Here is a 20478-nt window from a genome sequence, read left to right as displayed (position 1 = left end):
AGGCTCCTCAGGCTTCCAGTTCGGCCCAACGCTCCAAGAGTTGGTCCAGTTCTTCTTGCAGGCTCTGCAGGCGATCCAGCACGGCCGCGGTGGTAGCCGCCGGCTGCTGGTAGAATGCCGGATCGGCGATCTGCGCCTGCAACGCTGCCAGCTGGGTTTCGAGGGCGTCGATCTGCCCGGGAATCGCCTCCAGCTCACGCTGCAGCTTGTAGCTGAGCTTCTTCTTTGCCGCCGCCGAGGCTGGCGCCACGGCTTCCTCCAGGGGCGCAGCGGGTGCCACTGCGCTCAATTCGGCCTTGCCCGACTTGCTTTCGCCCACGCCCAGCAGGCGCGGCGAGCCGCCCTGGCGCAGCCAGTCCTGGTAACCGCCGACATACTCGCGCACCCGGCCTTCGCCCTCGAACACCAGGGTGCTGGTCACCACGTTGTCGAGGAAGGCCCGGTCGTGGCTGACCATCAGCACGGTACCGGGGAAATTCAGCAGTACCTCCTCGAGCAGCTCGAGGGTTTCCACGTCCAGGTCGTTGGTCGGTTCGTCCAGCACCAGCAGGTTGGCCGGCTTGCTGAACAGCTTGGCCAGCAACAGGCGTGCCCGTTCGCCGCCGGACAGCGCCTTGACCGGGGTACGGGCACGCTGCGGGCTGAACAGGAAGTCGCCCAGGTAGCTCAGCACATGGCGGCTCTGGCCATCGATGGTGATGAAGTCACGGCCCTCGGCGACGTTGTCGATCACCGTCTTTTCCGGTTCCAGCTGGTGACGCAATTGGTCGAAATACGCCACTTCCAGCTTGGTACCGACCTCGATCTTGCCGCTGGTCGGCTGCAGATCGCCGAGCAACAGCTTGAGCAGGGTGGTCTTGCCGGTACCGTTGGCGCCGAGCAGGCCGATGCGGTCGGAACGCTGCAGGACGAAGGAGAAGTCGTCGACCAGCTTCGGCCCGCCGGGATGGGCGAAGCTGACATGCTCGACCACCATCACCTGCTTGCCGGACTTGTCCGCGGTTTCCAGCTGGATATTGGCCTTGCCCTGGCGCTCGCGACGCTCGCTGCGCTCCTGGCGCATGGCCTTGAGCGCGCGCACGCGCCCCTCGTTACGGGTGCGACGGGCCTTGATGCCCTGACGGATCCACACTTCTTCCTGGGCCAGGCGCTTGTCGAACAGGGCATTGGCGGTTTCTTCCGCGGCCAGCTGCTGCTCCTTGTGCACCAGGAAGCTGGCGTAGTCGCCATTCCAGTCGATCAGGCCGCCGCGATCCAGTTCGAGGATGCGCGTGGCCAGGTTCTGCAGGAAGGAACGGTCGTGGGTGATGAACAGCACGGCGCCGTTGAAGCCGAGCAGCGCCTCTTCCAGCCAGGCGATCGCACCGATATCCAGGTGGTTGGTCGGTTCGTCGAGCAGCAGCAGATCCGGCTCGGACACCAGCGCCTGGGCCAGCAGCACGCGCCGGCGCCAGCCGCCGGAGAGCTCGGCCAGGGTCTTGTCGGCCGGCAGCTGCAGGCGGCTGAGGGTGCTGTCGACCAGCTGCTGCAGGCGCCAGCCGTCCTTGGCCTCCAGCTCCTGCTGCACATGCATGAGCCTGGTCAGGTCTTCGTCGGTGTGGATGTTCTGGCTGAGATGGTGGTACTGGGCGAGCAGCTCGCCGACGCCGGCCAGGCCCTCGGCCACCACGTCGAACACCGTGCGCTCGTCGGCGCGCGGCAATTCCTGCGGCAGCTCGCCGATCTTCAGCCCGGGCGCGCGCCAGATTTCGCCGTCATCGGGCATCTGGTCGCCCTTGACCAGGCGCAGCATGCTCGACTTGCCCGTGCCGTTGCGCCCGATGATGCATGCCCGCTCACCGCGGGCAATCTGCCAGGACACCTTATCCAGCAGCGGCATGGCGCCGTAGGCCAGGGAAACATCGGTGAACTTGAGCAGGGTCATGACGGGCAACTTCCAAAAAACCGGGGACGCATTCTAACCGAGTTGCCGGCAAACCTTGCTGGCATTTATGCATCATGCTTCACGCCCTGCCCCGGCGCTTTCGCCGGCGGCGCGCAAAAGGCTAAGCTAGGCGGATCGGTGCTCACTCACGCGCACTCGTTCTATCTTTTGTTCGGAAGTGTCATGTACCGCTCCCTGCTCAGCCTGTGTTCCTGCCTGCTTCTCAGCACCCTCAGCCTCACCTGCGCCCAGGCCGCCAGCCTGCCCCAGCAGCGCCAGATGTACGACGAAGCCAAGCGCGCCCTGGCCAAGGGCGACAAGGGCCCCTACCTGCGCTATGCCGAGGCCCTGCGCGACTACCCGCTGGAGCCTTACCTGGCCTACGACGAGCTGACCGCCCGGCTGAAATGGGCGAGCAACGAGGAAATCGAGAAATTCCTCGCCGAGCACGGCGACCTGCCGCAGGCCGGCTGGATGAAGCTGCGCTGGTTGCGCTGGCTGGCCGAGCGGGGCGACTGGCAGACCTTCATCAACCACTACGATCCCAAGCTGAACTTCACCGAGCTGGACTGCCTGTACGGCCAGTACCAGCTCAAGCACGGCATGAAGGCAGAAGGCAATGTCACCGCGGAGAAGCTCTGGCTGGTCGGCAAGTCCCAGCCGGAAGCCTGCGACGTGCTGTTCAACATCTGGCGTGGCGATGGCCAGCTGACCGAGGAACGCCGCTGGAAACGCGCCAAGCTGGCCGCCGAAGCGCGCAACTACGGCCTGGCCAGCTACCTGGTGAAGGGCCTGCCGAACTACGACAAGCAAGGCAAGCTGCTCCTTGAGGTGGCGCAGAAACCCCTGCTGCTGACCCAGACCGCCCGCTTCGCCCCGGCCGATCGCGCCATGGCCGATGTGGTCGGCCTCGGCCTGCGCCGCCTGGCCCGCCAGGACCCGGAGAAGGCCCTGAGCCTGCTCGACGTCTACGCCCGCACGATGAAGTTCTCCGACGAGGAAAAGGTCGCCATCGCCCGCGAGATCGGCCTGACCCTGGCCCGCCGCTTCGACATGCGCGGCCTCGACGTGATGGCCCAGTACGACCCGCAGCTGCGCGACAACACCGTATCCGAGTGGCGCGCCCGCCTGCTGCTGCGCCACGGGCGCTGGGACGACGCCTACCAGCTGACCAGCCGCCTGCCCGCCGACCTGGCCGCCACCAGCCGCTGGCGCTACTGGCAGGCACGCAGCCTGCAACTGGCCCAGCCGCAGAGCAAGCAGGCCGCGGCCCTGTATCAGCCGCTGGCCAAGGAGCGCGACTTCTACGGTTTCCTCGCTGCCGACCGCATCGAGGCGCCCTACAGCCTGAACAACAAGCCGATGGCCATCGACCCGCGCGTCATGCAGAAGGTGCGCAACACCGCCGGCATCCGCCGCGCCCTGGAGTTCCACGACCGCGGTCAGATCGTCGACGGGCGCCGCGAGTGGTACCACGTCAGCCGCCTGTTCAGCCGCGAGGAGATGGTCGCCCAGGCCAAGCTGGCCTACGACAAGCAGTGGTATTTCCCGGCCATCCGCACCATCAGCCAGGCCCAGTACTGGGACGACCTGGATATCCGCTTCCCCATGGCGCACCGGGCCAGCCTGACCCAGCAGGCCAAGCTGCGCGGCCTGCACTCCAGCTGGGTGTTCGCCATCACCCGCCAGGAAAGCGCCTTCATGGCCGACGCCCGCTCCCCGGTCGGCGCCATGGGCCTGATGCAGCTGATGCCGGCCACCGCCAAGGAAACCGCGCGCAAGTTCGGCATTCCCCTGGCCAACCCGCAGCAGGCACTGGTGCCGGAGAAGAACATCCAGCTCGGCGCCGCCTACCTGAGCCAGGTGCACGGCCAGTTCAACGGCAATCGCGTGCTCGCCTCCGCCGCCTACAACGCCGGCCCGGGCCGCGTGCGCCAGTGGCTGAAGGGCGCCGACCACCTGGCCTTCGACGTGTGGGTGGAGAACATCCCGTTCGACGAAACCCGCCAGTACGTGCAGAACGTGCTGTCCTACTCGGTGATCTACGGGCAGAAGCTCAACGCCCCGACCCCGCTGGTGGACTGGCACGAACGCTTCTTCGACGACCAGTGAATGCACAACGGGCGCCCTAGGGCGCCCGTTTCGTTTCACCCGCCCGCTTCCAGCGCCCTACTCCAGCACCTCGACCGGCATGCCGACCTGCAGCTCGCCGACTCCGCGCGGCAACAGGTTCTGCCCAAAGTACACCTCGCCATCGCGCTCGCGGTAGGTCTTCAGGGTCCTCAGCGGTTCGCGGTCGGCGCTGCGCTCGCCGGTCTGCGGGTCGACGGTGGTCAGCACGCAGCGGCTGCAGCCCTTGGCCACCTCGAACTCCAGCGCACCGATGCGGATGCGCTTCCAGCCATCCTCGGCGAAGGCCGCGCCGCCCTGCACCACCAGGTTGGGACGAAAGCGCAGCATCTCCAGCGGCCGGCCGACCCGCGCACTCAAGTCGTCCAGCGAGGCCTGGCCGATCAGCAGCAGCGGGAAGCCATCGGCGAAGGCCACCTTGTCGCCGGGCCGGGCATACTGGGTATCGACCTGGCGCGCGCGGCTCTCCGGCACCTGCACCAGGCGGCAGGCTCGGCCGACAAAGGCGCTCAGCCACTCGGCGGCGGCATCGCCGGCATCCGGCACGTTCAGGTTGTCGCGCCAGACGCTGACCTCACGCAGGTTGCTGTCGGCTTGCGGCAGCGCCACCTCCAGGCTGGCGCGCCCCGGCGCACTGAGAGTCAGCCCGCCCGTGGCGTTCCACAGGGCGGACAGCTGGCTCATCTGCGGCAACAGGCGCTGGCTGAGGAATCGCCCGCTGGCCGCCTCCACCAGCATCCAGCGGCGGTCGCCGGCCAGGCCCAGGGCGCCCAGGCGAGCGCTGGCCAGGCTTTCGGCCTGGCCCGACTTGAGGGGGTAGCGATAGAGAGCAGCGAGGTGCATGGCCGGCATCCTTGAGGGCAAAGATGCCGGTTATACGGCGCGCGGAGCGACAGCTCAAGCCCGCCGTGTGCGGCGGGTTACTCGTCGAGCAGCAGGCGCTGGCGAATCACGTCGACCAGCTTGTCCGGCTGGAACTTGGAGAGGAAGTTGTCGCAGCCGACCTTCTTCACCATGGCCTCGTTGAAACTGCCGGACAGCGAGGTGTGCAGGACCACGTAGAGGTCTTTCAGGCGCGGATCGTTGCGGATCTCCGTGGTCAGCCGATAGCCGTCCATTTCCGGCATTTCCGCATCGGTGAAAATCATCAGCAGCTTGTCGGTCATCACCTCGCCGCTGTCGGCCCACTTCTTCAGCTGCTGCAGGCCCTTGAGACCGTCGCTGGCGCTGTGGGTGCGGATACCCAGCTGGGCCAGGGTCTCGCGCAGCTGGTTGAGGGCCACGCTGGAGTCGTCCACCAGCAGCACTTCACGACCGCTGGCCTTGGCCAGCAGCGGATCGGCCAGCTTCTCGTCGGAGACCCGGGTGCTCATCGGCGCGATTTCCGAGAGCACCTTCTCCACATCGATGATCTCGACGATCTGCTCGTCGACCTTGGTGATGGCGGTCAGGTAATGCTGGCGCCCGGCGCCACCGGGCGGCGGCAGGATGGACTCCCAGTTGAGGTTGAGGATGCGATCCACCCCGCCGACCAGGAAGGCCTGCACCGAACGGTTGTACTCGGTGACGATGATGGTGCTGTTCTCCCCCGGGGTCAGCGGACGCATGCCGATCGCCTGGGACAGGTCGATCACCGGCAGGGTCTGCCCGCGCAGGTTGACCACCCCGCAGACATGCGGGTGGCGGTGCGGCATCAGGGTCAACTTGGGCAGCTGCAGGACTTCCTGGACCTTGAACACGTTGATGGCGAACAGTTGCCTGCCGGCCAGACGGAACATGAGGATCTCCAGGCGGTTCTCGCCCACCAGCTGGGTACGTTGATCCACGGTATCGAGAATGCCGGCCATTGCGCGCTCCTGTTAACTGAATCGGGTCTAGCCAGTGTATCGGCCGGTTGCGGGCGAAATGAAATCAGTGGCCGGGCGCCATCATGCCTGAGCCGCTACGGTGGAGCCAGCCTGGCGCCCGCCGCTGCTCAATCCGCCGCGCGCAGCAATGGCGAGCCCGCTGGCAGGTGCACGCGCAGGGCCGCCGGCCGCGCGGCAAAGCGCAGGTGCTTGCTCTCCAGCGGCTCGCCGTCCAGGTTGATGTCCAGCCCCTCGGCGGCCTCCACCTCGACCCAGGGCAGCCGCGCGTTGAGCGACACCGACTCCAGGCCGAGAATCCCGCCGGACAGCAGCGTCCCCAGGGTACCGACCAGATCCGGCGAAGCCGGCACGATGCAGATATCCAGCAGTCCATCGTCCACCCGCGCCTGCGGGCACAGCACATGCCCGCCACCGGCCTGGCGTCCGTTGCCGATGCCGAGGGCGAGGAACTCGCCTTCCCAGGCGAAGCCCGGCCCGCGGAAACGGCCGAAGGCCGAGTGCACCTCGGGGAAGCGCGTCAGCCCGGTGAGGAAATAGGCGGCGCCGCCGAGCAGTTTCTTAAGCTCTTCCGAGGTATTGGCGGTGATCTTCGAGCCGAAGCCGCCGGTGGCCATGTTGAGGAACAGCTGGCCGCCCACCTCGCCCAGGTCGATCGGCCTGGGCGGCTCATCCAGCAGGGCCAGGGCCTCGGCCGGCGACAGGGGCACGCCGGCGGCGCGGGCGAAGTCGTTGGCCGTGCCCAATGGCAACAGGGCCAGGGAGGCCTGCGTAGCGCCGAGGGCCATGGCCTCGGCGATATCGCGCAGGGTGCCATCCCCGCCACCAGCAATCAGGGTCGGATAACCGGCCGCCAGCGCCTCGTCGACCAGGCGCGCGGCGTCGCCGGTCTCCCAGGTCAGGCGTACCGCCAGCTCCCAGCCGGCCTCACGCCGCGCCAGCACGGCGGCGCGTACTTCCTCGTTGAGTGCCTGCTTGCCATGCAGGATCAGCAATGCCTTGCGTTCGGCCATGCCCGACTCCTTGTACCCAATGCAGCCGAGTATATGCAGGCCGCCGGCCTGCACGCGAACGATCAGGCCGGGTAGCCGGTGATCTCGCGGATGCTGCGATACAGCGGACGCAGCTGCTGGTACATGCGCAGGTAGACCTCGCGGTACAGCCGCTCGTAGACCTGCACCGCCTGCGGATTGGGCTGGAACACCTGGCCCACGCGAGTCATGGCGGCGATGGCGGTGGGAAAGTCCGGGTGCAGGCCGAGGCCGACGGCGCAGTCGATGGCCGCGCCGAGGCCGGAAGTCTCGTACAGGTGCGGGCGCTCGGCCGGCAGGTTGAAGATGTCGGCGGTCAACTGCATGGCCGCATCGCTCTGCGAGCCACCGCCGGAGATGCGCAGGCGGCTGATGCGGGTACCCGAGCGTTTCTCGATCTTCTCCTTGCCCTGGCGCAGGGCGTAGGCCAGGCCTTCGAGGATGGCGCGATACAGGTGCGCGCGGGTGTGCACGTCGCCGAAGCCGATGATCGAGCCCTTGGCCTCCAGGCCCGGCTCGCGGATGCCCGGTGACCAGAACGGCTGCAACGTCAGGCCCATGGAGCCGGGCGGTACGCCGTTGACCAGCTCGTCGAACAGGGTTTCCGCCTCCACCCCCAGCTCCAGGCCGCGCTGGCGCTCGGCGTGGCCGAACTGCTCCTTGAACCAGCTGACCATCCAGAAGCCGCGGAAAATCATGACTTCGGTGTTGTAGTGGTCGGGAATCGCCGCCGGGTACGGTGGGATCAGCGGGATGGTTTCCAGGTAGGTCGAACGCGTGGTGTTGATGGTCGCCGTGGTGCCGTAGGACAGGCAGGCCGTGCTTGGCTCCACGCCGCCAGCGCCGATCACCTCGCAGGCCTTGTCCGAGGCGGCGGCAATCAGCGGCAGGCCTTCGGGAATGCCCGTATGCCGACTGGCCTCGGCGGTGATGGAACCCAGGCGCTCACCCGGCTTGACCAGCTCGGGCAGCATCGATAGCTGGATCGGGATGGCCTGCCACTTCCAGTCGCTGGGCTTAGCCCAGCACAGGCGCTTGTAGTCGAACGGCAGATAGGCCACGCAACTGCCCACCGAGTCGGCGAAACGACCGCTCAGGCGATGGGTGAGAAAGCCCGACAGCAAGAGGAACTTGTGCGTCTTGGCCCAGATCTGCGGCTGCTGCTGGGCGATCCAGTTGGCTTCAGCCTGGGCGCGGAAATAGTCGATGGTTTCATCGATGCGGATCAGCTTGAACAGCCAGCCCCAGGGGCCCTTGATGCGCCCGGCCACCTCGGCGCGGCGCTGGTCCAGCCAGAGAATGGCCGGGCGCAGCGACTTGCCTTCGGCATCCACATTGATCAGGGTGCCGCGCTGGGTAGTGACCGAAACACCGGCGATCAGGCGCTTGTCGATGTCGACACTGGCCCACAGCCGGCGGCAGGCCTCGCCCAGGCTGGCCCAGTAGTACTCGGGGTCCTGCTCGGCCCAGCCGGGGTGCTCCGAGTAATAGGGCTCAAGCTCAACCTTGCCCTTGCCCAGCAGGTTGCCGGCCAGGTCGAAGAGCAGCGCGCGCACGCTCTGGGTGCCGTTGTCGATGGCCAGCAGGTAGCGTTGTTCGGTCAACTCAGAGTCCTCGGGTAGGGTGCGCCCTGCGCACCAGCCGCAATGCAGTGGCGCGCACGGCGCACCCTACAGGCAAGGCAGGCTGTAGCAACTGCGCCACAGCTGCAGATAGCGTTGTTGTTCGGCGTCCCAGCGGGCATCGCTCCAGCCAAGGCGCGGCTGGCACAGGGCACGGATGCGCGGCAGCTCGGCCGCCGCCCCTTCGGCCAGCAACAGGCCGATGCGCGTGCGGCGCAGCAGCAGGTCGTCCAGGTGCAGCACCAGCTCGTCGGCGCAGGCCTGGGCCAGCTCGACCCACAGGGTGTCGCTGGCGCCGATGCGCTCGCCGCCCAGCTCGTCCAGCAATGCCGCCAGACGCGGCAACGCCAGGCCATGGCGACCGGCCAGACGGCGCTGCTGCGTCACGCTCAAACCCGTCAATGACAGCGGCGGCGCGGCATGAAACACCGGCTGCCCGACATCCTCCACCGTCTTGCCGGCAAACGGCGCGCAGGCGCGCAGCACTTCCAGGGCCAGCAGGCGGAAAGTGGTCAGTTTGCCACCGGCGAGGGTCACGCAGCCGGGTTCGACCCACAGGGCGTGTTCGCGTTTCTCGTCCGACGGCTTGCTGGTGGGCGTTGCATCCGTGCTGACCACCGGCCGCACGCCAGCCCAGCTCGACAGCACATCGTCACGGCTGACGCCGGCGGCGGGAAATACCTGAGCGCAGGCGGCCAGCAGATAATCGACCTCAGCGCTGGTGATACGCGCATCGCAGTCCAGCGCTTCGCCATGGTCCAGGTCGGTGGTGCCGATCACCGTGGCGCCTTCCCAGGGGAAGACGAATACCGGGCGTTTGTCCTGCCCATGCATAAAGCTGATCGCCTGGGCCACCGGCAGGCGCCAGACCGGCAGCAGCAGGTGGCTGCCACGCAGCGGACGGATATGTTCGAGACCTTCCTTGCGGCGCAGCTCATCGGCCCAGGCACCGGTGGCCTGGGCCACCACCCGGGCACGGAAGTGATAGTGCTGGCCGGACTCGCTGTCCTCGGCCTGCACCCCGACGACCCGGCCGTTGTCGCGCGTCAGTTCGACTACGCGCAGGCCGTTGAGCGCTTCGCCGCCCTCGGAGCGCGCTTCGCCCAGCACCCGCATGACCAGGCGCGCATCATCGGTCACCGCGTCGGTGAACTGGGTGGCGCCCAGCAGGTGCTCGTCCTGCAAACCGGGGGCGAGAAAGCGCAGCTCGCGCAGCGGCTGATAACGATGCAGGCGCTGGCCGGCCAGGGCGTCATACACGGCAAGCAGCCCGCCGAACACCCTGGGCCCAGGAAACTGCCCGCGGTAATGGGGAAACAGGAACGGCAGGGCATCCACCAGCCCCGGCGCCTCGCCGAGCAGGCGCTGGCGCTCGCGCACCGAGTCGCGGGTCAGGCCGAGCTGGCCCTTGGCGATATAGCGCAGGCCGCCATGCACCATCTTCGACGAGCGACTGGAGGTGCCCCAGGCGAAATCGCGCTGTTCCAGCAGCAGGCACTTCCAGCCGCGCCGCGCCGCCTCGCGCAGTATGCCGGCGCCGCTGATGCCGCCGCCAATAACTATCAGGTCCCAGTCGCGCGCCGCCAGCTCGGGCAGCGCCGCCTCACGCCAGGCGGCGTTCCAAGTCATGTTCAGTCTTCCAACAACACGCCAGGGGCCAGGCGCCCTTCCGGATCGAAATGCTGCGCCATGGTCTTCAGAGCGGCGATACCCAGCGCGCCCTTCTCCGCCGCCAGGTACGGTGCATGGTCACGACCGACACCGTGTTGGTGGCTGATGGTGCCGCGGTTGTCGGCAATCGTCCGGCTGGCCGCCTGCTTGAGCTTGCTCCAGCGCGCCTGGGTCTCGCCGTAGCTACTACCGGGGCGGAACACGTAGGTGGTGTAGATGCTCGAACCCTGGCCGTAGACGTGCGACAGGTGGGTGAACACATGCACCCGCTCGCCCTCCTCGCTCAGGCCATGACGCAGGCTGTGCTCGACCTTGTTCAGCAGGTTGTCGACGTTGCTCCAGTCGGTGGCGGTTTCCAGGGTGTCCACCGCATAACCGGCCTCCCACAGGCCATGACGCAGGTAGGGGAAACGGAAGCGGTTTTCCGCCCACTTCTTGCCCAGCAGGGTGCCGGTGAACACCCCGCCGAACCCCTTGAGCAGGCGTTTGGCCTGTTTCACCGAGAGGGCGTTCTGCGCGCGGTTGCCGGTGACGCCGAAGGTCAGCATGCACTTGCCGGCACGGGCGCCACGCAGGGCCAGGTATTTTTCCAGCCAGGCGATCTGCTCGGGGTGGCCGGCCAGGGCCAGTTGGGTCTCGGTCTCGATGGCGTTGGACAGGCGCAGCATCGACAGCGGCACGCGCGCCTGCACCAGCGCGCGGATGCCGGCCAGGGCCTGCTGCCAGCTGGGCAGGAACACGGCGAAGAACTTTTCCTGCTCGGCCAACCGGGTGACCCGCACCTTGACCTCGGAGATCACCCCGAAGCGCCCTTCCGACCCAAGGATCAGCTCGCGCAGGTCGGGGCCGGCAGCCGAGGCCGGGAAAGTCGGGATGTCCAGGGTGCCGGCGAAGGTCTCCACCTTGCCGCCGGCGAACAGCTGCTCGATGCGCCCGTAGCGCAGCGACTGTTGGCCGCTGGAGCGGCTGGCCACCCAGCCGCCGAGGGTCGACAGCTCCCAGGACTGCGGGAAGTGGCCGAGGGTGTAGCCGCGGGCGCGCAGCTGCGCCTCCACCTGCGGGCCGTTGGCGCCGGGGGCGAAGGTGGCGATCAGGCTGCTCTCGTCGAGGTCGAGCAGCTGGGTCATGCGCTCCAGCGACAGGGTCAGCACCGGTTTCTCGGACTCGACCGGGTTGATATGCCCGGCCACCGAGGTGCCGCCGCCGTAGGGAATCACGAACACGTCGTGCTCGCGGGCCCAGGCCAGCAGCTCGCGGATCTGCGCCGGGGTTTCCGGCAGGGCCACGCCGTCGGGGAACACGCCGAACTCGCCGGAGCGCATGGCCAGCCAGTCCGGCAGGCTCTGCCCGCGGGCATGGCGCACGCGCACCTCGGCGTCCAGGCTGATCAGCGGATGGCGAGCGAGCAGACGCGACGCCGGCACCCGGGCCAGCACCTGCGCCAGGCTGGCATCGGCCAGCGCCTGACCCGTGCCGACCCGCGCCTCGAGGAAGGCGCCGCCATTGGCCGGCAGCACCACCTGCGTGGCCTCGTCACCCCATCCATTCCAACGTCGCATCTGCCGCTCCCCTGAGTGTTCCGCTGACCATCGATGGCTGCCTATACTAGCCGGCCGCGTCACCCGGTCACTGTCGGATCGGGACAGCGGTCATCGCCAATCAAGACAAGCAGAACAACAAGAACCATGCTGACCCTTGGCTACACCTCGGTTCCCGCCCTGATCAAATACCTGCGCCATGCCGAACGCCTCGGCCTGGATGTGGAAGCCGTGCGCGCCGCCGTCGGCATCAGCGCCGCAGACCTCGCCGACAACGGCAAGCGCATCCCCAGCGAGCTGCACGAGCGCCTGCTCAGCCACCTGCTGGAAGTCTCCGGCAACCCGCTGTTCGGCCTGCACTCGGCGCAATTCGTGCAGCCCGGTTACTGGAGCGTGCTCGGTTACATCACCATGAACTGCGCCACCCTGGGCGAAGCCATGAGCCGCATCGTGCCCTACGAGAAACTGGTCGGCGATATGGGCACCAGCCAGCTGCTGGCTGAAGGCGACCATATCAAGCTGGTCTGGAACTGCCGCCACGAACGCCCGGACATCCGTCGGCACATGGTCGAGAGCGTGCTCGCCTCGTGGATGCTCTATGCGCGCTGGATCGCCGACATGGACAAGTCGCCGCGCGAGGTGTGGATGGAGCATGCCCGCCCCGATGGCACCACGCAGGCCGATTACGAAGCGGTGTTCGGCTGCCCGGTGCTGTTCGAGCAGTCCTGCAACGCCCTCTTGGTGCCCATGGACTACCTGGCCATCCCCCTGCGCCAGGCCGACGCCAACCTGCTGCGCACCCTGGAAGAACACGCCCTGACCCTGATGGCCGGCCTGGACGACAACGAGCCGCTGCCGCAACGGGTAAAGAATGCCCTGCGCCTGCTGCTCAAGGACGGCCTGCCACGCAAGGAGAAGGTCGCCGAGAAGTTCCACATGACCGTGCGCACCCTGCAGCGCCACCTGCAGAACGCCGGCACCAGCTACCAGGAAATCCTCGACCAGCTGCGCCAGGAACTGGCCGAACACTACCTGCTGCGCAGCGACCTGGCGATCGAGGATATCGCCAGCTACCTGGGCTTCACCGAGGCGCGCTCGCTGCACCGCAGCTTCAAGGCACGCACCGGCATGACCCCGGGCGAGTACCGCGAGCGGCACAAGGGCAATCCGCTGTAGCACGGGAAAACCCGCGCCTGGCCATCGGCCCTAGATCCTGCTGACAGTTTTTCCAGCCACTAAAACGCTGGATCAGAGCCCACGGACTGGTGGCGAGCGGTCCTTGCGTAGGATGCGCCGTGCGCACCAGAAAGCCCGCATATGGCCGTGGTGCGCACGGCGTACTCTACGAAAACCGTGGACAGTCCCTACCCCAGCAGTTCACTCAGCGGAATAAAACGCAGCAGTTCGCCTTCGGCATAGGTCCGGTCTTCCAGCACTTCGACCAGGCCATCGGCCCAGGCGGCGCTGCGCAGCACGCCGGAACTCTGGTTCGGATAGAGCACCGCGCGGCCGCCTTCGAGGCGTGCGCGCAGGTACTCGCGGCGCTTGCCGGCCTTGCTCCAGGCGAAACCGGCCGGCACCTGGACGGCCAGCGGCTCGACGTCGAGCACGCCCAGGCGCCGCAGCAGATAAGGGCGCGCCAGCAGGCCGAAAGTAACCAGGGTCGAGGCCGGATTGCCGGGCAGACCGATCACCGGCACGCCCCGATAATGGCCGCAGGTCAGCGGCTTGCCCGGCTTGATCGCCAGCTTCCACAGGGTCAGCTCGCCGTCTTCCTGCAGCACTTGGCCGAGGAAATCCGCCTCGCCCACCGACACCCCGCCGGTGGACAGGATCAGGTCGACATCGGCCAGCGCCGCCAGGGCATCACGGGTGCGCTGCAGGTCGTCGGCGAGGATGCCGCCGTCCACCACCGTGCAGCCCAGGCGGCGCAGCCAGGCGCACAGCAGGCTGCGGTTGCTGTTGTAGATCTGCCCCGGGCCCAGCGGCAGGCCGGGCTCGACCAGCTCGTCGCCGGTGGACAGCACCGCGACCCGCGGCCGGCGGCGTACCGCCAGCTCGGCGCGGCCAAGGGAGGCGGCCAGGCCCAGTTCGACCGGACCCAGACGAGTGCCGGCGGCCAGCACCAGCTCGCCGACGCGGGTTTCCTGGCCCTGCGGGCGCACGTTCTGCCCGGCCCGCAGCGGCTCGCCGAAGCGCACCCGGCCATCGGCCAGGACTTCGGCGTTTTCCTGCATTTCCACGCAGTCGGCGCCAGGCGGTAGCGGTGCGCCGGTGAAGATCCGCGCACAGGTGCGCGGCTGCAGCGGCCCAGGCGCCTGGCCGGCGAGGATGCGCTGGCTGACCGACAGCGGCTCACCCATGCAGTCGGCCAGGCACAGTGCGTAGCCGTCCATGGCGCTGTTCGGCCAGGGCGGCAGGTCCAGGCTGGCGATCAGCGCCTCGGCCAGCACGCGGCCATCGGCATCGGCCAGGGGCACGATCTCGCACTCGCCAATCGGCGTCGCCGCGGCCTGGGCCAGCAGGCGCGCCAGGGCCTCTTCGACCGGCAGCAGGCTCATCCGCGGCTCTCGCAGGCTCCGACCGCCTTGAGGTGCGGCACGAAATTGCAGGGCCGGTGACGATTGTCCAGCTGCTCGGCGAGGATGCCGTCCCAGGCGGTGCGACAGGCGTTGGTCGAGCCCGGCAGGCAGCAAACCAGGGTGCCGTTGGCCAGGCCGGCCAGGGCGCGCGACTGGATGGTGGAGGTGCCGATATCGGCCACGGAAATCTGCCGGAACAGCTCGCCGAAGCCATCCACCTGCTTGTCCAGCAGGCAGCTCACGGCTTCCGGGGTGCTGTCGCGGCCGGTGAAACCGGTGCCGCCGGTGATCAGCACCACCTGCACCTGGTCCTCGGCGATCCAGCTGGCGACCTGGGCGCGGATCTTGTACAGGTCGTCCTTCAGCAGCACCCGCGCAGCCAGGGTGTGCCCGGCGGCGCTAAGGCGATCGACGAACAGCTGGCCCGAGGTATCGGTCTCCAGGCTGCGGGTATCACTGACGGTCAAAACGGCAATATTCAGCGGCACGAATGCCGCCTCGGCCTTGTGGCTCATGGCGCAATCCGGTTGTGGCGAAAACAGGCCGGTGTTATATCACAGGCCCCAGCCAGAGCACCGCCATGACCGACTCCTGCCCTCTTCCGCCCTGTTCCATCCTGCTCCTGGCCGGCGGTCGCGGACAGCGCATGGGCGGCCAGGACAAGGGTCTGCTGCAATGGCGCGGGCAACCGCTGATCGCCCACCTGCACGCCGTGGTGCGCCCGCTGGGCGATGACCTGATCATCTCCTGCAACCGCAACGCCGAGCGCTACGCCGCCTACGCCGATCGCCTGGTGCAGGATGACGACAGCGAATTCCCCGGCCCGCTGGCCGGCATCCGCGCCGGCCTCAGGGTAGCCCGCCAGCCCTGGCTGCTGATCCTGCCCTGCGATGCCCCGCAGCTCGATACGGCCCTGCTGCAGGCCATGCGCGCCCGAGCAGCCGAGCAGCCGGACAAGCCGCTGCTGATCCGTCGCGGCAGCCAGTGGGAACCGCTGTTCTGCCTGCTGCCACTCAGCCTCGCCGACAGCATCGAACAGGCCTGGCAGGCTGGCGAGCGCAGCCCGCGGCGCCTGTTGCTGCAACTCGGCGCCCAGGCCTTCGAATGCGCCGAAGATGACCCGCGCCTGGCCAACCTGAATACCCCCGAACTGCTGGCGGCAAGCGCAGCTGGCACTCGGCCGTAGAACCTGATCCCCCCTGCCCCGCCAGACGCCAGCTAGCCATCAGAACAGCCCATACCGCCGCCACAGCGAGGCGCAGCGCTGCGCCCGCAAACAAAAAATCAGGCTAACCCCTTGTGCAACAAAACCTTTTCGGTACAATGCGCGCCATTGAACGGAGCGTAGCGCAGCTTGGTAGCGCGTCTCGTTCGGGACGAGAAGGTCGCAGGTTCGAATCCTGTCGCTCCGACCAAATTCCCGAAAGCAGCGAACCCGCAAGGTTAGCTGCTCCGAAAACCGGCCCACAGTGGCCGGTTTTTTCGTTTCTGCCGCCCAGAAAGCCCGCCCTCTGCGCCCAGCCGACTCAGAGCAGCAACTGCTGGCACCCCGCCGTCGGCACACCCTCCAGTTCGAGCAAGGCCTGCTTGCGCGCCAGCCCACCGGCATAACCGGTCAGGCTGCCATCGGCACCGATGATGCGGTGGCACGGCACGATGATCGAGATCGGGTTGAGCGCATTGGCCCGGCCGATGGCCCGCGCCGACGTCCGGTGCGGCAGCAGGCGTGCCCCCAGCTCGACATAGGTCAGGGTGACGCCATACGGCACCTGCCGCAGATGCCCCCAGACCTCCTGCTGATAAGGCGTGCCACGGGGCACCAGAGCCAGATCGAAGACCCGGCGGCGCCCGGCGAAATACTCGTCGAGCTGGCGCGCGATCGGCGCCACGGCCGCCGCATCGCGCTGCCAGGCGAAGCCCTGCCAGAGCGTCGGCGACTGCTGTTCATCGGGCAGAAAGTCCAGACGCAACAACGCACCCCGCCCATCCACCAGGGCAATCATGCGCCCTAACGGGGAGTCGAGCAGATCACCCAGCGCCCTGCTTCGTTCAACCTCTTGCTGCATTCCATCCACCTGCTGTCTGCCGCACCCAAGAAACCCCGGGCGCACGTCAGCCGACGAAGCCCGATAGGCAACAGTGAATGCAGCTCGCTATGATCGGAAGCCATGACACCCTCGCCGCCAACCCGCCAACCCTGTCCACCCGGAGCCTGCATCTGCGGGCGCGAACACCTGCTGGACAGCCCCGGCGCCGACCTACGCATCCTGCGCCTGACTCGCCCGGAGGAAAAGCGCCTGCTCGAACGCCTGGAAAATATTGCGGACCTGAACGACCTCGAGCACATGCAGCGTCGAATCCACGAGCAGCTGGGCATTCGCCTGCAGGTCGCCCCCGGTTTCAACGAAGTCCGCAGCATGCGCGGCATCGCCATCCACATCGACGAACTGCCCGGCCTGTGCCGCAAGACTCGCCAGTCGATTCCCGCCGCGATTCGTCGCGGCCTGGAGAAACACCCGGAAATCGCCTACAGCCTGCTCAACGCCCACGACCTTTTGCGCGACGCCTGAGACCGCCAGGAATACCAGGGAGCGACTGGCTCAAATATCCACTCCAGCTCGGAGTAAGGCGACAGCAGGGAAAGCCCCAGCAGCAATGGGTCTGAACCGAGCTTGCGGATCGTCGCCCACAGCCCTGATGCATCTGCCCTGCACCCTGGGTGACCCGACGAAAACCAGGAATCTTCTGGCGACTTTGATTGGGATGGTGTCCCAGGGCAGGTTCGAACTGCCAACCTTCCCCTTAGGAGGGGGATGCTCTATCCAATTGAGCTACTGGGACCTGCAACGCGCGGCATGCAACACCGGAATTTGACCAGGCCGCATGTTAGCGGGCATCCCCGGATTTGTCATGCCCAACCCGGCACCAACTCGGCACTACTCGCGTAACGCAGCATTTTTTCACCCCGCCCCATGCCGCGCCCCCAGTGCTTTTGCTGATTGGCACGCATTTCGGACAACTGGTGCTGGCAATGCGCCGGTATTATGCGCAAAATTCGTCGTGTAATTGGCGTCAAATACTCGACCCACCACCGAATCGACGATGCTCAATCGACTGAACGGCTAGTGTCAAATGCTGTCAAAGCAGTAACAATTCCATAGCCAAGTGCCAGCATCGCTTTCCTGAACTAACCGGTTTAATGTATGCGCCCTATGAAACAAGCTATCTACTCCAGCCGCACGGCTGACAAGTTTGTGGTTCGCCTCCCCGACGGCATGCGCGAGCGCATCGCCGATGTGGCGCGCAACCATCATCGCAGCATGAACTCGGAAATCATCGCACGCCTGGAGCAGAGCCTGTTCCAGGAAGGCGCGCTGGGTGACGATCAAGAGCTGCGCCTGGACAGCCCCGAGCTTTCCCTGCACGAACGCGAACTGCTGCAGCGCTTCCGCCAGCTCTCGCATCGCCAGCAGAACGCCCTGGTGGCACTTATCGCCCACGATGCCGAGCTCGCCTCCGAACAGGCATGACATCGCGCAAAAACAAAGAAGCCGGCTTGATCGCCGGCTTTTTTATGACCACGAAAAAGCCGCCCGCAGGCGGCTCTCTGTTCCTCGGACCTACAGCAGAAAGATGGTGGCCAGACCGAGAAAGATGAAGAAGCCACCGCTGTCGGTCATCGCCGTGATCATCACACTGGCCCCCATCGCCGGATCACGCCCCATGCGCGCCAAGGTCATGGGGATCAGCACGCCCATCAAGGCCGCCAGCAGCAGGTTGAGGGTCATTGCCCCGGTCATGACCACTCCCAGCGACCAGCTGTCGTAGAGCAGGAAGGCAACCACACCGATCACCCCGCCCCAGACCAGGCCGTTGACCAGCGCCACGCCCAGCTCCTTGCGCATCAGACGCGAGGTGTTGCCCGTACTGATCTGATCCAGCGCCATCGCGCGCACGATCATGGTAATGGTCTGGTTCCCCGAGTTGCCGCCAATCCCGGCCACGATGGGCATCAGCGCCGCCAGGGCCACCAGCTTCTCGATGGAGCCCTCGAACAGGCCGATCACGCGAGAGGCGACAAAGGCGGTAATCAGGTTGATCGCCAGCCATGACCAGCGGTTGCCGAGCGACTTCCACACCGAGGCGAAAATATCTTCCTCTTCGCGCAGACCGGCCATGTTGAGCACTTCGGTCTCGCTCTCCTCACGGATCAGGTCGACCATCTCGTCGATCGTCAGGCGCCCGATCAGCTTGCCGGCGGCATCGACCACCGGCGCGGAAACCAGGTCGTAGCGCTCGAAGGCCTGAGCCGCATCGTAGGCATCCTCATCCGGACCGAAACTGACCGGATCACTGGCCATGACCTCGCCGACCTGCTTGTCCGGATCATTGACCAGCAGACGCTTGATCGGCAGCACGCCCTTGAGGATGCCGTCGTAATCGACCACGAACAGTTTGTCGGTGTGCCCCGGCAGCTCCTTCAGGCGACGCAGGTAGCGCAGCACCACTTCGAGACTGACATCCTCGCGGATGGTGACCATCTCGAAGTCCATCAGCGCCCCGACCTGATCCTCCTCGTAGGACAGCGCCGAGCGCACGCGCTCGCGCTGCTGCGCATCGAGGGATTCCATCAGCTCCAGGACCACATCGCGCGGCAGTTCGGGTGCCAGATCCGCCAGCTCGTCGGCGTCCATCTCCTTGGCCGCGGCGAGAATCTCGTGATCATCCATGTCGGCGATCAGCGATTCGCGAACGGCATCGGAAACTTCGAGGAGAATGTCGCCGTCGCGCTCCGCCTTGACCAGCTGCCAGACGGCTAGGCGTTCATCGAGCGGCAGGGCTTCCAGGATATGGGCGACGTCGGCCGAGTGCAGCTCATCGAGCTTGCGTTGCAGTTCGGCAAGATTCTGGCGATGGACCAGGTTTTCCACCAGGTCCCGATGCTGGCCTTCCTGGCGATGGGCCAGGCTTTCGACCAGCCGGTGACGATGCAGCAGTTCAACCACCTGAGCCAGGCGGTCCTGCATGCTCTCTTGCGGCTTTTTGGCTTCTACTTCAGTCATATGGCGCGCTCCACCCCAGCAGCAGAGCACGCCACGGGGATCAATCAGTCAATACGCGATTGGGCAATCGGAATTTTGAGTAACTACTGGGTAAGTCCATGGTGGTATTCCACAAGCCCCGGCGGAGCTGACAGGGCAATGATAGCACTCCAGGCCAGCCTATACGCGACAAAATCGCGTCTAGAACAAGCGCTTGCACCACACACCTGAGCAAATGCTGAAAGCATGGCTCTGACGCCAGCCAGGCATTGCGAGGCACCACTGGCGGCAGCACGAAGTCCGGCTAGGCTTGCTGGGGAACGTCAAGGAGGACGCCCCATGCTGCGATCAATCTGCGCAGGAATTTGCGCAACCCTGTTACTGCCCACCCAGAACCCTCTCGCCTCGACCGTGTTTCGTTGCGAAGACCACAACGGCCACATCACCTATACCCTGCAAGGCTGCCCGACAGATGCCGAGCAGGCCCTGCAGAGCGCGGACAATCCCACGCCAGGACGGGGCAAACCGATTCCATTGGCCAAGGAAAGCCGCCGCGCACGCAAGAGCGACAGCCGGGAGACGCGAACGGTCGTAGTGGGCGAAAAACAGGATGGCTGCGGCAACCGCATCACCGGCAGCCAGCGGCGCAATGCGATGATTCGCCAGCAGGTGCGCGCCGGCATGACGCGTCGCGACATCGAAAGCAGCCTGGGCAAGCCCGACAAGATCACCACCCAGGACGGCCAGACCCGCTACTACTACGCAGACCAGAAAGGTAATCGCCGCCAGGTCACCTTCGACGAAGCAGGCTGCGTGAAAGGCAAACGCTGAAATGCAAAAGGCCCGCATCGCTGCGGGCCTTTTGGCTTTATGGTGCACTCAGGAGGATTCGAACCTCCGACCGCTCGGTTCGTAGCCGAGTACTCTATCCAGCTGAGCTATGAGTGCATTTGGCGCTTTTAGACCAGATCACCGCTGGTTGAATCCTGGAACTTCGCATCACTGCGATAATCCCTTGTATGGTGCACTCAGGAGGATTCGAACCTCCGACCGCTCGGTTCGTAGCCGAGTAC

17 protein-coding genes and 4 tRNA genes (1 of these 21 cut by a window edge) are annotated in these 20478 nt (G+C 66.4%); 7 read left to right on the top strand and 14 right to left on the bottom strand.

Features of this window, described 5'->3' with window-relative positions; all coding sequences use genetic code 11:
- Positions 1–7: 7 nt before the first annotated feature.
- Complete coding sequence (locus F3I62_RS14945) at positions 8–1924, bottom strand: ATP-binding cassette domain-containing protein (protein ID WP_160490433.1); 1917 nt, start codon at positions 1922–1924, stop codon at positions 8–10.
- Between the two features lie 183 nt (positions 1925–2107).
- Here F3I62_RS14945 and F3I62_RS14940 point away from each other — a divergent pair, with 183 nt between their 5' ends.
- Positions 2108–4036 carry a transglycosylase SLT domain-containing protein gene (locus F3I62_RS14940; protein ID WP_160490432.1) on the top strand — a complete coding sequence of 643 codons (1929 nt, stop codon included), beginning with the start codon at positions 2108–2110 and terminating at the stop codon, positions 4034–4036.
- Between the two features lie 57 nt (positions 4037–4093).
- Here F3I62_RS14940 and F3I62_RS14935 read toward each other — a convergent pair whose 3' ends face one another.
- The 6 genes from F3I62_RS14935 to F3I62_RS14910 all read right to left on the bottom strand — a co-directional run bounded on the left by F3I62_RS14935 (position 4094) and on the right by F3I62_RS14910 (position 11802).
- On the bottom strand, positions 4094–4897 hold the full coding sequence (locus F3I62_RS14935) for an MOSC domain-containing protein (RefSeq protein WP_372240142.1): 804 nt from the start codon (positions 4895–4897) through the stop codon (positions 4094–4096).
- A gap of 77 nt (positions 4898–4974) precedes the next feature.
- The gene (locus F3I62_RS14930; RefSeq protein ID WP_160490430.1) at positions 4975–5901 is read right to left on the bottom strand and encodes a chemotaxis protein CheV; all 927 of its coding nucleotides are present in this window, start codon (positions 5899–5901) and stop codon (positions 4975–4977) included.
- Positions 5902–6029: 128 nt separating this feature from the next.
- Entirely contained in the window at positions 6030–6932 is a 903-nt protein-coding gene (yegS, locus tag F3I62_RS14925; protein ID WP_160490429.1) for a lipid kinase YegS, read from the bottom strand.
- Positions 6933–6994: 62 nt separating this feature from the next.
- Positions 6995–8554, bottom strand: coding sequence for an FGGY-family carbohydrate kinase (locus tag F3I62_RS14920; RefSeq protein ID WP_160490428.1), 1560 nt, complete (start codon positions 8552–8554; stop codon positions 6995–6997).
- 66 nt (positions 8555–8620) lie between these two features.
- Positions 8621–10201, bottom strand: coding sequence for a glycerol-3-phosphate dehydrogenase/oxidase (locus tag F3I62_RS14915; protein WP_160490427.1), 1581 nt, complete (start codon positions 10199–10201; stop codon positions 8621–8623).
- Positions 10202–10203: 2 nt separating this feature from the next.
- Positions 10204–11802, bottom strand: coding sequence for an FAD-binding oxidoreductase (locus F3I62_RS14910; protein ID WP_160490426.1), 1599 nt, complete (start codon positions 11800–11802; stop codon positions 10204–10206).
- A gap of 126 nt (positions 11803–11928) precedes the next feature.
- On the opposite strand from F3I62_RS14910, the gene F3I62_RS14905 reads away from it, so the two are divergent.
- Positions 11929–12957, top strand: coding sequence for an AraC family transcriptional regulator (locus tag F3I62_RS14905; RefSeq protein WP_160490425.1), 1029 nt, complete (start codon positions 11929–11931; stop codon positions 12955–12957).
- Positions 12958–13145: 188 nt separating this feature from the next.
- Here F3I62_RS14905 and glp read toward each other — a convergent pair whose 3' ends face one another.
- Both glp and moaB read right to left on the bottom strand, forming a co-directional pair.
- Complete coding sequence (gene glp, locus F3I62_RS14900) at positions 13146–14342, bottom strand: gephyrin-like molybdotransferase Glp (protein ID WP_160490424.1); 1197 nt, start codon at positions 14340–14342, stop codon at positions 13146–13148.
- Positions 14339–14878, bottom strand: a complete 540-nt coding sequence (gene moaB / locus F3I62_RS14895) for a molybdenum cofactor biosynthesis protein B (protein ID WP_160490423.1) — start codon at positions 14876–14878, stop codon at positions 14339–14341. Before moaB ends, glp begins: the two co-directional genes overlap by 4 nt.
- 65 nt (positions 14879–14943) lie before the next feature.
- Here moaB and mobA point away from each other — a divergent pair, with 65 nt between their 5' ends.
- Both mobA and F3I62_RS14885 read left to right on the top strand, forming a co-directional pair.
- Positions 14944–15549 carry a molybdenum cofactor guanylyltransferase MobA gene (gene mobA, locus F3I62_RS14890; protein WP_160490422.1) on the top strand — a complete coding sequence of 202 codons (606 nt, stop codon included), beginning with the start codon at positions 14944–14946 and terminating at the stop codon, positions 15547–15549.
- 152 nt (positions 15550–15701) lie between these two features.
- Positions 15702–15778, top strand: a tRNA-Pro gene (locus tag F3I62_RS14885).
- A 111-nt stretch (positions 15779–15889) separates the two neighbouring features.
- On the opposite strand, the gene F3I62_RS14880 is transcribed toward F3I62_RS14885, so the two are convergent.
- Positions 15890–16429 (bottom strand): methylated-DNA--[protein]-cysteine S-methyltransferase, encoded by a 540-nt coding sequence (locus tag F3I62_RS14880; RefSeq protein ID WP_160490421.1) that lies wholly within the window; start codon positions 16427–16429, stop codon positions 15890–15892.
- A 102-nt stretch (positions 16430–16531) separates the two neighbouring features.
- Here F3I62_RS14880 and F3I62_RS14875 point away from each other — a divergent pair, with 102 nt between their 5' ends.
- Positions 16532–16933, top strand: a complete 402-nt coding sequence (locus F3I62_RS14875) for a hypothetical protein (RefSeq protein ID WP_160490420.1) — start codon at positions 16532–16534, stop codon at positions 16931–16933.
- Positions 16934–17127: 194 nt separating this feature from the next.
- Here F3I62_RS14875 and F3I62_RS14870 read toward each other — a convergent pair.
- Positions 17128–17204: transfer RNA gene (locus F3I62_RS14870), tRNA-Arg, on the bottom strand.
- Positions 17205–17566: 362 nt separating this feature from the next.
- Between F3I62_RS14870 and F3I62_RS14865 the strand changes: the two genes are divergently transcribed.
- On the top strand, positions 17567–17893 hold the full coding sequence (locus tag F3I62_RS14865; RefSeq protein ID WP_160490419.1) for an Arc family DNA-binding protein: 327 nt from the start codon (positions 17567–17569) through the stop codon (positions 17891–17893).
- Between the two features lie 90 nt (positions 17894–17983).
- On the opposite strand, the gene mgtE is transcribed toward F3I62_RS14865, so the two are convergent.
- Positions 17984–19426: a magnesium transporter gene (gene mgtE, locus F3I62_RS14860; protein WP_160490418.1), complete on the bottom strand. Its 1443-nt coding sequence runs from the start codon at positions 19424–19426 to the stop codon at positions 17984–17986.
- A 318-nt stretch (positions 19427–19744) separates the two neighbouring features.
- Between mgtE and F3I62_RS14855 the strand changes: the two genes are divergently transcribed.
- Positions 19745–20236 carry a DUF4124 domain-containing protein gene (locus F3I62_RS14855; RefSeq protein WP_256667778.1) on the top strand — a complete coding sequence of 164 codons (492 nt, stop codon included), beginning with the start codon at positions 19745–19747 and terminating at the stop codon, positions 20234–20236.
- Between the two features lie 40 nt (positions 20237–20276).
- Here the strand turns inward: F3I62_RS14855 and F3I62_RS14850 are convergent.
- Together F3I62_RS14850 and F3I62_RS20245 are read right to left on the bottom strand one after the other, a co-directional pair.
- A tRNA-Arg gene (locus tag F3I62_RS14850) sits at positions 20277–20353 on the bottom strand.
- 72 nt (positions 20354–20425) lie between these two features.
- Positions 20426–20478: transfer RNA gene (locus F3I62_RS20245), tRNA-Arg, on the bottom strand; it runs 124 nt beyond the window's last position.

This window comes from Pseudomonas sp. R-28-1W-6 (assembly GCF_009799925.1).
GTDB lineage: Bacteria > Pseudomonadota > Gammaproteobacteria > Pseudomonadales > Pseudomonadaceae > Aquipseudomonas.
This window is presented reverse-complemented; position numbering and strand designations above follow the sequence as displayed.